Genomic DNA, 13,829 nt, shown 5'->3' on the forward strand with positions numbered 1-13,829 from the left:
GGGGTCAGACGTTTTTACGTTCGATAGTCTGTTCGCCCCAGAAGAGCGAATCCGCATCGGTTTTCTTAAAGGCCCGGATAAGCACTTCATCGCTGCCTTCTTCCCAGATTTTCTCGGCCATCACCTCGTCATAGTCGGCCACTTCGAAAATCGCTTCGGCGATTTCAGGCGACGTATTACGCAGGCTGGCCCATTCTCCCACGTGATGGGATTTCGATTCTTGTGTCGGCATGATTTCCTCCAGTGAAGTAAGTGGGTTAGCCTTTCATTTTGACGGCGAGGCCCGCCACGTATTCGCCCTGATAGCGGGCGATAGCCAGTTCTTCCTGGCTTGGCTGGCGCGAGCCGTCGCCGCCTGCGATTGTGGTCGCGCCGTAAGGCGTGCCGCCGCGTACCGTGGAAATATCAAACAGCTCCTGCGCCCCATAACCGATAGGCACAATGATCATTCCATGATGAGCAAGGGTAGTCCATGTAGAAGAAATGGTGTGTTCCTGACCGCCGCCGGTGCCGGTTGAGCTAAAGACGCTCGCCAGTTTGCCGTACAGCGCGCCGGAGGCCCACAGGCCGCCCGTCTGGTCGAAGAAAGTACGCATCTGGCCGGACATATTGCCAAAACGGGTCGGAGTGCCAACGATAATGGCGTCGTAATCCGCGAGCTCCTGCGGAGTGGCGACCGGGGTGTCCTGCGCTTTGCCGCCGGCTTTAGTGAAGGCTTCCGCCTGCATGGTTTCCGGAACGCGCTTAATAGTCACTTCCGCGCCCTGAACCTTTTCAACGCCCTCGGCCACCGCGTGCGCCAGCGTTTCGACATGCCCGTACATGGAATAATAAAGCACCAGAACTTTCGCCATCAGCCTTGCTCCTGTATCAGTGTTTGCCCACAGCCTGTATCGCTGCGCTCATTCATAAAGGATATGCGTCCATACGCAGAGTGCAAATGACGAGGCGAAAAACCTTAAGAAATAAGAATTTACCTGTAACAGCGCCATTTGTAGTATCAGGTCACATTTTCAGAGCGGCAGAATTTTTCAATCATAAGAATACTTTATTAATCGCTTCGCCAGATTCCTCGCCGAAACGCCAGATTGATGTTGCTAAATGTTTCCAGAAAGTGGCAAAGCACGCCGCCCTGGCTAAGCTTTGAATCACGCGGCAACGATAACGGCTAAGGCCAGACGCCGTGAGGTGAAAGAATCCTCTTTTACTGAATGCAGTATGATGTCTAATGATTCGCACAATCTGGAGGTCAGAAATGGCAAACCATCGTGGTGGTTCAGGTAATTTCGCAGAAGATCGTGACAGAGCATCAGAAGCAGGTCGTAAAGGTGGCCAGCAGAGCGGCGGGAACTTCAAAAATGACCCGCAACGCGCTTCCGAAGCTGGGAAAAAAGGGGGTAAAAACAGTCATGGCGGCGGACGTAGTTAGCGCCTCGCATGACCGTTATTAACCGCCGTAGCTGAACATGCAGGTTAATAACCACCCTCTGACCGCCGGTCGCCCCCGGCGGTTTTTTTATGCCTGCGAGGGCGGTTTATGTGGCGTGAGCGCCGCATCCGGCGCGCTCTGACGGCGGCTTAGCAGGGCGTTTAACGCGATAGCCCCGAAGGTTGCTGTACCGATGCCGCCAAGCGTAAAGCCGCCGATCGTCAGTGCAAAATCACCTGCGCCAAGCACCAGCGTCACGGCGACCATAATCAGGTTGCCGTTCTGGCTGAGATCCACATGGTTCTGCACCCAGATGCGCGCGCCCGCCACCGCAATCAGCCCGAAGACCACAATCGACGCGCCGCCAATCACCGGCCCTGGAATGGTATGAATAAGCGCCCCGAATTTCGGCGAGAAGCCGAGCAGGAGCGCTATCATCGCCGCCGCCACGAACACCAGCGTTGAGTAGACCTTCGTCACCGCCATCACGCCGATATTCTCGGCATACGTGGTAACGCCGCTACCGCCCACCGCGCCGGAGAGCATTGTCGCGAGCCCGTCGCCGACAAATGCGCGTCCCATATACGGGTCCATATTGCGCCCGGTCATGCCCGCCACCGCTTTCAGGTGCCCGAGGTTTTCCGCGACCAGAATGACCGCTACCGGCGCAATCAGCATGATCGCCTGCACGTTAAACATCGGCGCGGCGAAGTGCGGCAGCCCGAACCACGCGGCCTGCGCCACCGGCGTGAAATCGACCGGCGTGCCGAGGCCCAGTACATTGGTGAACAGGGCATACAACGCCCAGGCGGCTAGCAGCCCCATCAGAATCAGCAGCCGCTGCACCATGCCGCGCGTAAATACCGCTACCAGACCAATGCACAGTACCGTCATCACCGCCATCCAGCCGTCGAAAGCGCTCGCGGAGACGCCCTTGACCGCAATCGGCGCGAGATTAAGCCCAATCGCCATCACCACCGCGCCGGTCACCACCGGCGGCATCAGCCGTTCAATCCAGCGCGTGCCCGATTTCATCACCACCACGCCGATAAGCGTGTAGAGCAGGCCACAGGCGATAATGCCGCCGAGCGCCACGCTCATATTCGGGTTCAGCCCCTGGCCGCTGAAGCCGGTCGCGGCGATCACCACGCCGACGAACGCGGCGCTGGAGCCGAGGTAGCTCGGCACCCGGCCGCCGGTTATCACGAAAAACAGCAAAGTGCCGATGCCGGACATCAGAATCGACAGATTCGGATCAAGCCCCATCAGGAGAGGCATTAACACCGTCGCGCCAAACATCGCCACCGCGTGCTGCACGCCCATTACCAGCGTCTGGCCGGTAGAGAGCGTTTCATCGGGAGCCACTACGCCGCCGGCGGGGCCGGCAGCTTTACGCCAGTGAGGAAACCAGGAATTGGCCATGTGTATCTCCTGTGGAGCTAAGAGGCGAGCCCGCAGACGGGCCGCGCCAGGGAGTGATAGCAGCGGTCAAACCAGACCAGACCGTGCGTATCGTCGGTGCGTGCGATGTCCAGCACGCGGCACAGCAGCACATCGTGGGTCGAAACCGGCACCACCTGTTCCACGCGGCAGTCGAATGACACCACCGCGCCTTCGAGCTGCGGGCAGCCCGTCACGCCTCGTCGCCAGCGGGCCGCGGCGAAGCGCGCCTCCATCGGGGTTTTGCCGCCGAACAGCCCCGAGAGCGCCTCATGCCCGGCGGCGAGCGTATTGACGCACAGCTGCCCGTTGGCCTGAAACACCGGCCAGACCGAGGCGTTGCGGTTAAGACATACCAGCAGCGTCGGCGGGCTGTCCGTCACGCTGCACACCGCCGAGGCGGTAAAGCCCGCGATCCCCGCAGGGCCGTCGGTCGTGACGATATTCACCGCCGCCCCGAGTCGCGACATCGCATCGCGAAAAGCCTGTTGTTCACTCATAACGCCTCCTTAAACGATCGCGCACGCGTCGTCAAAGCTGAGCCGTGGCAGGCGCGGATGCAGCGTTGCGGCGTCGCCATAGCCGATATTGATAAGCAGATTGCTTTTCCAGGTCGTACCGCTGAAGAATTCTGCGTCCACCGCCGCGCGGTCAAAACCGGACATCGGGCCGGTGTCGAGCCCGAGCGCGCGACAGGCCATGATCAGATACCCCGCCTGCAGCGAGCTGTTGCGAAACGCCGTCTCTTCAGCCACCGCCGGGCTTGAGGTAAACCAGGCGCGGGCGTCGGCATAGGGAAAGAGCTGCGGCAGCGCCTCGTAAAATTCGTGGTCCCAGGCGACGATGGCGGTCACCGGCGCGCGCAGCGTTTTCTCGACGTTGCCGCTGGAAAGCGCCGGTAGCAGGCGCGCTTTCGCGTCCGGCGTTTTGACGAACAGCAGCCGTCCGGGCGAGCAGTTGGCGGAGGTCGGGCCGAGCCGCACCATGTCGTAAATGTCGCGCAACTGCTCGTCGCTCACCGGCGCGTCGAGCCAGGCGCTGTGGGTGCGGGCATCGGTAAATAACGTGGCGAGCGCGCAGGCGCTCAGAGCTTCGCTCATACGGTCTCCTTGTGAGGCTCGGGGATCAGCGCCGCGAGCCCGGCTAACAGCAGGGAATTAAAAAGAGGCGCTGCCGCGACGTTGCAGGCGTGGGCGCCGGTCTCCATCACCGACAAGCGACTGTGGGGAAGTGCCGCCTGCAGCGCCTGCGAGCAGGTCCACGGCACCAGCAGGTCGTCGCGGGCGCAGATAAGCTGTACCGGCGTAGTGATACGGGCGGCGCTCTCACGGTAATCGGCGCTTTTCAGCGCCCAGAGCCTGCGCAGCAGATTTTCGGTGCCCTGAAAATGCGCGTTATGCAGCGCCTCTTCGACTTCAAGGCGCGGCTGGTTTTCTTCAGCCCACGCGGGCGGGTAGAGAAACAGCGGCTGCGCGGCAACATAAGCCGCCGGGCCGCTGTCCAGCAGCAACCGTTCGCGGGTCTCGAAGCAGCGGCGGGTCCAGGCGCTCAGCGACAGCCAGCCGTTGACGGTAACCAGCGCGCTGACCGCCTCAGGGAACGCCAGCGCCAGCTCCATGCCGACCAGCCCGCCAAGCGCGTGGCCGAGCACCGCGTAGCGCCGCACGCCGTGGATAACCAGCGCCTGGTGAAGCTCCCGCGCCATATCGGCAAGCGTATAGCCTTCGGGCAGCACGTCAGGGTTTTCGCCGGTGCCGCGCTGGTCATACACCACGGTCTGGTACGCCTGGCCGAGCGCGCTCTGCTGCGCGAGCCAGTAGCCGCCAAGCCCGCCGAGACCGGCAATCATCACCACCACAGGCGCGCCGGGGTAGGGCGCCTCGCCGAGCCGCAGTTTCATCACGCGCCTCCCGCAGGCCCGATATGGGCCACGCTCGCGATTTCCACCAGCGCCTCCGGCTTCACCAGGCCGCACTGAATGCAGAAGCGGGCGGGTTTATCGCCGGGGAAAAATTCCGCGTAAATTTCATTAATCGCGGCGTAGTTTTTCCAGTCGGTAATAAAAATCGAGTTGAACGTCACGTCCTCCATCGTCCCGCCCGCGGTTTCGATAACGTTCCGTATCGTCTCCAGGACATGGCGGGTTTGCGCCTTTGGGTCGCCGGGGTACACCACATTGTTGGCCTTATCAAAAGGCAGCGTGCCGGAGACATAGACCACGCCGTCCGCCAGCGTGCCGGGCACGAACGGCGCGATGGGGGTCGTGGTGCCGGGCGGAATAATCACCTGTTTGGGCATAAACATTCCTTACGCGATGCGGGCGAGGGCGGCAGGCGAGAGCGCGTGACAGAAGCTCTGCACGTCGCTGACCCAACCGAAAAAGGTTTCGATATTAAACAGCGCGGCCTGCTGGGCGAACGGCGGCCCGGCCTGGTGCGTCGCGTCTTCCAGCACCACGCCGAAATATTCGAGAAAGAAGCCGTCACGCAGCGTCGACTCCACGCAGACGTTGGTGGCGATGCCGGTGAACACCAGATGGCGGATATTGCGCGCGCGCAGCATGCTGTCGAGCGGCGTGTTGAAAAAGCCGCTGTAGCGCGGTTTTGGCAGCACGATATCGCCGGGAAGCGGGGTCAGTTCATCTACCAGTTGATAATCCCAGCCGCCTTTCGCCAGCAGCGTGCCTTGCAGCTCCGGGCGGCGGCGCATGGTTTTCAGCGCGTTGGATTTGTGCCAGTTCGGCGAGCCGGGCCCGCCAGCTTCGAGATAGTCGCTGTCCCAGCCGTTCTGGAACCAGACGATCGTCATGCCCGCCTTGCGCGCGGCGGCGACGGCGGTTTTAATGTTCGCAATCACCGGGGCGGTGGCCGAGACGTCAAACCCCGCGAGATCCAGATAGCCGCCCTGGCTTGCGTAGGCGTTCTGCATATCCACCACAATCAGCGCGCTCTGTTCCGGCGCGAAGGTAATCGCCTCGGGGCGCGCCGTCAGGTTAACCGTGTTCATCAGGCCACCTCCTGCGTCACGCGCAGGTGATCGCGACAGCGCATCAGCGGCTGAATATGCTCGCCGAAGGCGTCGATACCGGTCAGGAAGTCGTCAAACGTCAGCAGCACGCCTTCGGTGCCCGGCACGGCGGCCACTTCATCCAGCATCCGGGCGACGCTCGCGTATGAGCCCACCAGCGTGCCCATATTGATATTGACCGCCGAGGTCGGGTCCGCCATCTGGCGCACGTTAGTGTCGGTGCCGGAGCGGGTATCTTTCTGGCTCTGCTCGGTCAGCCAGGCGAGCGCGTCTTCATCGGCCCCGGCTTTGTAATGTTCCCATTTGGCGCGCGCGGCTTCGTCGGTTTCGTCGGCAATCACCATAAACAGCACGTAGGAGCCGACATCGCGCCCGGCCTCATCCGCGGCCGCTTTCATGCGTGCGGCGGTGGGCGCGAAGGCGGCGGGCGTATTCACCCCTTTACCGAAGCAGAAGTTGTAATCGGCATATTTCGCGGAAAACGCCATGCCCGCGTCGCTCTGGCCCGCGCAAATCACTTTCATCGGCTGCTGCGGCTGCGGGCTGACGCGGCAGTCGTTCATGGTGAAGTAGTCGCCTTTGAAATCGCTCTGGCCGGTGTCCCAGAGATCGCGCAGCACCTGGACATATTCGGTGAGGTAGTCATAGCGGCGGGCGAAGTAATCATCGCCGGGCCACAGCCCCATCTGCTCATATTCCGGCTTCTGCCAGCCCGTCACCAGATTGACGCCGAAACGTCCGCCGGAGATAGAGTCGATAGTGGAGGCCATGCGCGCCACAATGGCAGGCGGCAGGGTAAGCGTGGCGGCGGTGGCGTAAATCTGAATGCGCGAAGTCACGGCCGCGAGCCCCGCCATTAACGTAAACGACTCCAGATTATGATCCCAGAATTCGGTCTTACCGCCGAAGCCGCGCAGTTTGATCATCGAGAGCGCAAAATCGAACTGCTGCTGCTCCGCCTTCTGCACGATGGCTTTATTCAGCTCAAACGTCGGCATGTATTGCGGGGCATGGGTGGAAATCAGCCAGCCGTTATTGCCGATAGGCACAAAGACACCAATTTTCATCACGAACCTCTCTTTTGCGAATAAAAGAACCGTCGCGTGGCGTTGCTTCCTGCACATCCCGTGCCGCGCTCAGAGAGTGAATTGCAAAGCGAATGCCAGTTTTGAAATTGTCTTTGTTATCATTGTGTTGTCGATATGTGTGAATTTTGCGCATTTAAAACCGGACTAAGTGGTCAAAAACGTTGCACAGAAAACAGGCAACGCTGCGCAATGAAAGTGCAGAGGGCGCGCTGTGGTCGAGCCGCCGCCGCGCTTTTGCTATGCTTGAGCAAAACACAAGGAGAGAGCGCATGGCACAAGGCGCGCAAAAAGAGACGGGCAAACGCTCAAAAGCGGTAGCGGCGAAAAAACAGGCCATCCTGGACGCCGGGCTGACGCTGTTTTCGCTGTTCGGCCTTCACGGCACCAGCCTTGAACAGGTGGCGGAGCGCTCCGGGGTCTCCAAAACCAATCTGCTGTACTATTTCCCTTCAAAAGAGGCGCTCTATATCGCCGTGCTAAAGCACATTCTCGATATCTGGCTGGCGCCGCTGCGTGCATTTCGCGAGGATTTGCAGCCGCTCGCGGCCATTAGCGAGTACATCCGCCTAAAGCTTGAGGTATCGCGCGACTTCCCCGAGGCGTCGCGGCTGTTCTGCCTGGAGATGCTCCAGGGCGCGCCGCTCCTGATGGCCGAATTACAGGGCGATTTAAAAGCGCTGGTGGAGACGAAATCCGCCATCATCACCGGCTGGGTGGCCAGCGGCAAGCTCGCCCCCATCGACCCTCACCATCTCATCTTTATGATCTGGGCCACTACTCAGCACTACGCCGATTTCGCCACCCAGGTTGAGGCGGTGACCGGCGCGACGCTCGCCGACGAGGCGTTTTTTAACCGCACCGTCGAGAATGTCCAGCGGATGATCATTGAGGGCATTCGGGTGCGGTAGTGCCTGCTTTTTGTTTTACTAGCCGTCTGCCGAATCAGCCGATAGTCATCAGGCTGGCGTTGCCGCCAGCGGCGGCGGTGTTGACGCTGAGCGAGCGCTCCAGCCACAGGCGCTCCAGCAGCAGGTTGGTTTCCCCGCGCCCGAAGCCCTGCACCGAAACAATCGCGCCCTCGCGCGCGGCTACTTTTTCGCACAGCGCGCGCAGCTGGTCCGAGTCACCGTGATAGATAACGGCGTCGAAGCTCTGGCTGAACAGCACATCCTGTTTGGCGAAGTCGATAATCGCATTCACCGCAGCCGGGAGCTGTTTTGCGAGCGTGCGCTGTAGCGACTCGTCGGGCCACAGCACGCGGCTGCCTGCGCTGGTGACGGCGGCAAGCTGCACCAGCAGATCCTGCTCGTTATCCGCAAGGCACAGCACGCGCTCGCGCGGCAGCAGGGTGTAGGTGTTGCGCTCGCCAGTCGGGCCCGGCAGGGTGCGCTGCACGCCGCTTTGCGACAGCGTGAGATAGTGCTCGCACAGCGCCCTGAGTTCCGGGCGGCCTGCCGCCCACTCGGTCAGCGCCTGGTGCGGGCGCGTGATGAGTGTTTTCACCTGCGCGTCCTGGGCATAGCGGGCGTCGTGGCGCTCAAGCGTCGTCTGCACCGCCGCCTCCGGACGGCTCGCCAGCAGGCGGTAGAGATAGAGCGGGCCGCCCGCTTTCGGACCGGTGCCGGAAAGCCCTTCGCCGCCGAACGGCTGTACGCCGACCACCGCGCCAACCATATTGCGGTTCACATAGAGGTTGCCGACATGTGCGCTGCCGGTCACCTGGGCGATGGTCTCATCGATGCGCGTATGCACGCCGAGCGTCAGGCCGTAACCCGCCTTATTGATTTGCTCAATCAGCCCGGCCAGGTTGTTGCGGTTGTAACGCACCACATGCAGCACCGGGCCGAAGACCTCTTTTTTCATCTCATCGAAGCTTTCAAGCTCAATCAGCGTCGGGGTGACAAAGGTGCCGGTCTGCCATTCGCGGGCATCCTGACTGTTGTCGCGTACCGCCTGGAAGACCTTACGACCTTTGGCGCGCATCGTCTGGATATGGCGCTCGATACCGGCTTTGGCATCGGCGTCAATCACCGGCCCGATGTCGGTAGTCAGGCGGCCAGGGTTGCCCATGCGACACTCGGCCATCGCGCCTTTCAACATAGTCAGGGTGTGATCGGCAATCTCGTCCTGCAGGCAGAGCACACGCAGCGCCGAGCAGCGCTGACCGGCGCTGTCAAAGGCCGAGGCGACGACATCCACCACTACCTGCTCGGTGAGCGCGGAGGAGTCAACAATCATGGCGTTCAGACCGCCGGTTTCGGCAATCAGCGGCGTCGGTCGGCCCTGCGGATCGAGGCGGTCGGCGATATTACGCTGCAGGAGCGTCGCCACTTCCGTCGAGCCGGTAAACATTACGCCGCGCACGCGCGCATCGCCCGTAAGCTGCGCGCCCACGGTTTCGCCGCGCCCTGGCAGCAGTTGCACCACGCCCTGCGGCACGCCCGCCTCCAGCAGGATCTGAATGCCCTGCGCGGCGATAAGCGGCGTTTGCTCCGCCGGTTTCGCCAGCACGCTGTTGCCTGCCGCGAGCGCGGCGGCCACCTGGCCGGTAAAGATAGCGAGCGGGAAGTTCCACGGGCTGATACAGACGACCGGGCCGAGCGGGCGATGGGTTTCATTGTCGAAATCGTCACGCACCTGGCCTGCGTAGTAGCGCAGGAAATCAACCGCCTCGCGCACTTCGGCGATGGCGTTAGCAAAGGTTTTACCGGCTTCACGCACCAGAATGCCGATTAGCGTCTGGGTCTGGGCCTCCATCAGTACTGCGGCGCGCTCAAGAATGGCGGCGCGCTCCTGCGGTGGGGTGGCGAACCAGATAGGCGCGTTGTTAACCGCGCTCTGTAGCGCCAGCGCCACTTCCGCTTCGCTGGCTTCACGCGCGTAACCGACGATATCGCGCGGCTCGGCCGGGTTGACGACCGGCGTCAGTTCGCCTTCTTCCACCGTGTTTTCCAGCATCGGCAGCGCGCGCCATTTTTGCAGGGCGCTGTTCAGCAGCGAGGAGGAGAGGGACGCCAGGCGGTGTTCATTCGCCAGATCGAGACCGGCGGAGTTGACGCGGCCTTCACCGTAGAGATCCTGCGGCAGCGGGATTTTCGGGTGCGGCAGACCGACGCGGCCTTCCTGCGCGGCCAGTTTTTCGACGGCGCTCACCGGGTCAGCCACCAGATCGTCGAGCGACAGCGTGTTATCGGCGATGCGGTTAACAAACGAGGTGTTCGCGCCGTTTTCCAGCAGGCGGCGCACCAGGTACGCCAGCAGCGTCTCGTGGGTGCCGACCGGCGCGTAAATGCGGCACGGACGGTTGAGTTTGCCGTCAGTAATTTTGCCCACCACCTGCTCGTAGAGCGGCTCGCCCATGCCGTGCAGACACTGGAACTCATATTGGCCGGGGTAGTAGTTCTGGCCCGCCAGGCTGTAAATGGCCGCCAGCGTATGGGCGTTGTGGGTCGCGAACTGCGGATAGATCAGGTTCGGCACCGCGAGCAGCTTTTTCGCGCAGGCGAGGTAGGAGATATCGGTATAGACCTTGCGGGTGTAGACCGGGTAGCCCTCCAGCCCTTCCATTTGGGCGCGTTTGATTTCGCTGTCCCAGTAGGCGCCTTTCACGAGGCGGATCATCAGGCGACGGCGGCTGCGGGTAGCGAGATCGATTAAGTAATCAATCACAAACGGGCAGCGCTTCTGATAGGCCTGAATAACAAACCCAATCCCGTTCCAGCCGGCGAGCTCCGGCTCGAAGCAGAGTTTTTCCAGCAGATCGAGGGAAATTTCCAGGCGGTCGGCTTCTTCGGCGTCAATGTTAATGCCGATGTCATACTGGCGCGCCAGCAGTGTCAGGGATTTAAGACGCGGATAGAGCTCTTCCATGACGCGGTCATACTGCGCGCGGCTGTAGCGCGGGTGCAGGGCGGAGAGCTTGATGGAGATGCCCGGCCCTTCATAGATACCGCGGCCATTGGAAGCTTTGCCGATGGCGTGGATGGCCTGCTGGTAAGAGACCATATAAGCCTGCGCGTCGGCGGCGGTCAGCGCCGCTTCGCCCAGCATGTCGTAAGAATACCGGAAGCCTTTTTCTTCGAGCTTGCGGGCGTTGGCCAGCGCTTCGGCGATGGTTTCGCCGGTGACAAACTGCTCGCCCATCAGGCGCATCGCCATATCCACGCCTTTGCGGATCAGCGGCTCGCCGCTCTTGCCGATGATGCGGTTAAGGGAGCGCGACAGGCTGGCTTCGTTGTGGGTCGAGACCAGACGGCCGGTAAACAGCAGGCCCCAGGTGGCGGCGTTAACGAACAGCGACGGGCTGCGGCCAATATGCGAGTGCCAGTTGCCGTTGCTGATTTTGTCGCGGATCAGCGCGTCGCGGGTGGCTTTATCCGGAATACGCAACAGCGCTTCGGCGAGACACATCAGCGCCACGCCTTCCTGTGACGAGAGCGAAAACTCCTGCAACAGGCTCTGCACCATCCCGGCGCGGCCGGAGGCGGTTTTCTGGTTGCGCAGCTTCTCGGCGAGGCTCCAGGCGAGCTGGTGGGTTTTCTCCGCGACCGGCTGCGGCAGGCGGGCCTGCTCCAGCAGCATTGGCACCGCGTCGGTCTCCGCACGACGCCAGGCGGCGGTAATGGCCGCACGGCTCACCGACTGCGGCTGGATCTGCTCGGCGAATTCGAGGAACGGCTGGTGGCTCTCTTCTGGCGGCACGGCGGCGTCTTCGCTCTCGTTAGCGGCACCGGCCAGTAGCGCAGGCAGCTCCGGCAGGCCGTCGCTGTTTTCCAGCTGTTCCAGATAATTAAAGATGGCCTGCTTAATCAGCCAGTGCGGCGTGCGGTCAATTTTGGTCGCGGCGGCTTTGATGCGCTCGCGGGTGGCGTCATCAAGCTTGACCCCCATTGTGGTGGTGCCCATGCCTTACTCCTGTGTGTCGCGTCAGTATGAAAAAGGGAATGATCGGCAATATCTATCATGTTGCAACTTTGTGCAACCTTGTTAACTGTGACCTCGCCAGCAAGCTTAAAAATGAATGAAATGTTAAATATGAAATTGCTATGACGCGTGGGAGAAAAGGCGGTTATAAGCTCAGAATTCTGGGCTGGTTAACATTTTTAACAGGTGCAACCGGGAAAAGCGTGAGCGAGTGCAACCTCTCAAAAAATGGTCAGGTTTCACAGATGCAAAACATGTAAATGGTGTGTTAAATCGATTGTGAATAAAAAACGCTTCCGGCAGGATACTGCCGCCACACGATACGACAATAACGCCACCGCTGCGTTCCGGCGGTGATAAACGGGGCGACCCGGTAATAACGCGGAGAAGTGAAATGACAACGAGTACACCGATGCTGGTGACTTTCTTTGTTTATATTTTGGGGATGATACTGATTGGGTTTATTGCGTGGCGCTCCACCAAAAACTTTGATGACTACATTCTTGGCGGACGCAGTCTGGGGAGCCTCGTCACCGCGCTCTCCGCAGGCGCGTCAGATATGTCGGGCTGGCTGCTGATGGGCCTGCCGGGCGCGGTATTTCTCTCCGGGATCTCGGAAAGCTGGATTGCCATCGGGCTGACGCTCGGCGCGTGGATCAACTGGAAGCTGGTGGCGGGGCGTCTGCGCGTTCACACCGAGCACAACAATAACGCGCTGACGTTACCGGATTATTTCACCGGCCGCTTTGAAGATAAGAGCCGCCTGCTGCGCATTATCTCGGCGCTGGTTATCCTGCTGTTCTTCACCATCTACTGCGCCTCAGGCATCGTGGCGGGCGCGCGCCTGTTCGAAAGCACCTTCGGCATGAGCTATGAAACCGCGCTCTGGGCAGGGGCTGCGGCGACCATCCTTTACACCTTTATCGGCGGGTTCCTGGCGGTAAGCTGGACCGACACCGTGCAGGCGAGCCTGATGATTTTCGCGCTGATCCTGACGCCGGTGATCGTGATTTTCGCAGTCGGGGGCCTGGATGATTCGCTGGCAGTGATTAAGCAGAAGAGCATTGAAAACATCGATATGCTCAAGGGCCTGAACCTGGTGGCAATTATCTCGCTGATGGGCTGGGGGCTTGGCTATTTCGGCCAGCCGCACATCCTGGCGCGCTTTATGGCGGCGGATTCTCACCACACCATCGTTAACGCACGCCGCATCTCCATGACCTGGATGATCCTGTGTCTTGCGGGCGCGGTGGCGGTCGGTTTCTTCGGCATCGCCTACTTTACTAACCATCCTGACCAGGCGGCGGCCGTGAACCAGAACGGCGAGCGCGTATTTATCGAGCTGGCGCAGATCCTGTTCAACCCGTGGATTGCCGGTATTCTGCTCTCCGCTATCCTCGCCGCGGTGATGTCGACGTTAAGCTGCCAGCTGCTGGTCTGCTCCAGCGCCATTACCGAAGACCTTTACAAAGCGTTCCTGCGTAAGGGCGCAAGCCAGAAAGAGCTGGTGTGGGTTGGCCGTATGATGGTGCTGGTGGTGGCGCTGGTCGCCATCGCGCTGGCGTCAAACCCGGAAAACCGCGTGCTCGGTCTCGTAAGCTACGCCTGGGCGGGCTTTGGCGCGGCGTTTGGCCCGGTTGTGCTGCTGTCAGTGATGTGGTCGCGCATGACGCGCAACGGCGCGCTGGCGGGCATGATCATCGGCGCGGTGACGGTGATTGTCTGGAAACAGTTTGCATGGTTTAACCTCTACGAAATCATTCCTGGCTTTATCTTCGCAAGCCTCGGTATTGTTATCGTGAGCCTGATGGGCAAAGCGCCGTCAGCCTCCATGCAGGCACGCTTTGAGAAAGCGGACGAGGAGTACCACACTCCGGCCCCGTCGAAGCTTCGCGCTAACTAAGCGTCTTAACAAACCCGCC

The 13,829-nt window shown here is 60.9% G+C and carries 13 protein-coding genes; 3 read left to right on the forward strand and 10 right to left on the reverse strand.

Annotated elements, in window-relative coordinates; genetic code table 11:
- Positions 1–4 precede the first annotated feature (4 nt).
- Entirely contained in the window at positions 5–232 is a 228-nt protein-coding gene (locus AFK67_RS07540) for a YccJ family protein (RefSeq protein WP_007726489.1), read from the reverse strand.
- A 25-nt stretch (positions 233–257) separates the two neighbouring features.
- On the reverse strand, positions 258–854 hold the full coding sequence (wrbA, locus tag AFK67_RS07545; protein WP_007726490.1) for an NAD(P)H:quinone oxidoreductase: 597 nt from the start codon (positions 852–854) through the stop codon (positions 258–260).
- A gap of 401 nt (positions 855–1,255) precedes the next feature.
- Here wrbA and AFK67_RS07550 point away from each other — a divergent pair, with 401 nt between their 5' ends.
- The gene (locus AFK67_RS07550) at positions 1,256–1,429 is read left to right on the forward strand and encodes a con-10 family general stress protein (protein ID WP_032981312.1); all 174 of its coding nucleotides are present in this window, start codon (positions 1,256–1,258) and stop codon (positions 1,427–1,429) included.
- Between the two features lie 87 nt (positions 1,430–1,516).
- Here the strand turns inward: AFK67_RS07550 and rutG are convergent, their stop codons facing one another.
- Genes rutG through rutA form a run of 7 tightly spaced genes read right to left on the reverse strand, consistent with a single transcriptional unit; the run spans position 1,517 to position 6,963 of the window.
- Positions 1,517–2,851, reverse strand: coding sequence for a pyrimidine utilization transport protein G (gene rutG, locus AFK67_RS07555; protein ID WP_038883894.1), 1,335 nt, complete (start codon positions 2,849–2,851; stop codon positions 1,517–1,519).
- Positions 2,852–2,868: 17 nt separating this feature from the next.
- Positions 2,869–3,369: an NADH-dependent FMN reductase RutF gene (gene rutF, locus AFK67_RS07560; protein WP_007726492.1), complete on the reverse strand. Its 501-nt coding sequence runs from the start codon at positions 3,367–3,369 to the stop codon at positions 2,869–2,871.
- A gap of 9 nt (positions 3,370–3,378) precedes the next feature.
- Positions 3,379–3,969 (reverse strand): malonic semialdehyde reductase, encoded by a 591-nt coding sequence (locus AFK67_RS07565; protein WP_007726494.1) that lies wholly within the window; start codon positions 3,967–3,969, stop codon positions 3,379–3,381.
- Complete coding sequence (gene rutD / locus AFK67_RS07570; RefSeq protein WP_038883891.1) at positions 3,966–4,769, reverse strand: pyrimidine utilization protein D; 804 nt, start codon at positions 4,767–4,769, stop codon at positions 3,966–3,968. Before rutD ends, AFK67_RS07565 begins: the two co-directional genes overlap by 4 nt.
- On the reverse strand, positions 4,769–5,167 hold the full coding sequence (gene rutC / locus AFK67_RS07575; RefSeq protein ID WP_007726498.1) for a pyrimidine utilization protein C: 399 nt from the start codon (positions 5,165–5,167) through the stop codon (positions 4,769–4,771). The genes rutD and rutC overlap by 1 nt, the downstream gene beginning before the upstream one ends.
- A gap of 9 nt (positions 5,168–5,176) precedes the next feature.
- Positions 5,177–5,875 carry a pyrimidine utilization protein B gene (gene rutB, locus AFK67_RS07580; RefSeq protein ID WP_007726500.1) on the reverse strand — a complete coding sequence of 233 codons (699 nt, stop codon included), beginning with the start codon at positions 5,873–5,875 and terminating at the stop codon, positions 5,177–5,179.
- Positions 5,875–6,963 carry a pyrimidine utilization protein A gene (rutA, locus tag AFK67_RS07585; RefSeq protein ID WP_007726504.1) on the reverse strand — a complete coding sequence of 363 codons (1,089 nt, stop codon included), beginning with the start codon at positions 6,961–6,963 and terminating at the stop codon, positions 5,875–5,877. The genes rutB and rutA overlap by 1 nt, the downstream gene beginning before the upstream one ends.
- A gap of 290 nt (positions 6,964–7,253) precedes the next feature.
- On the opposite strand from rutA, the gene rutR reads away from it, so the two are divergent.
- Positions 7,254–7,892, forward strand: a complete 639-nt coding sequence (gene rutR / locus AFK67_RS07590) for an HTH-type transcriptional regulator RutR (RefSeq protein WP_007726507.1) — start codon at positions 7,254–7,256, stop codon at positions 7,890–7,892.
- Positions 7,893–7,926: 34 nt separating this feature from the next.
- On the opposite strand, the gene putA is transcribed toward rutR, so the two are convergent.
- Entirely contained in the window at positions 7,927–11,889 is a 3,963-nt protein-coding gene (gene putA, locus AFK67_RS07595; RefSeq protein ID WP_038883888.1) for a trifunctional transcriptional regulator/proline dehydrogenase/L-glutamate gamma-semialdehyde dehydrogenase, read from the reverse strand.
- Positions 11,890–12,301: 412 nt separating this feature from the next.
- On the opposite strand from putA, the gene putP reads away from it, so the two are divergent.
- Positions 12,302–13,810 (forward strand): sodium/proline symporter PutP, encoded by a 1,509-nt coding sequence (gene putP / locus AFK67_RS07600; protein WP_071602745.1) that lies wholly within the window; start codon positions 12,302–12,304, stop codon positions 13,808–13,810.
- Positions 13,811–13,829 lie beyond the last annotated feature (19 nt).

The organism is Cronobacter dublinensis subsp. dublinensis LMG 23823, assembly GCF_001277235.1.
GTDB lineage: Bacteria > Pseudomonadota > Gammaproteobacteria > Enterobacterales > Enterobacteriaceae > Cronobacter > Cronobacter dublinensis.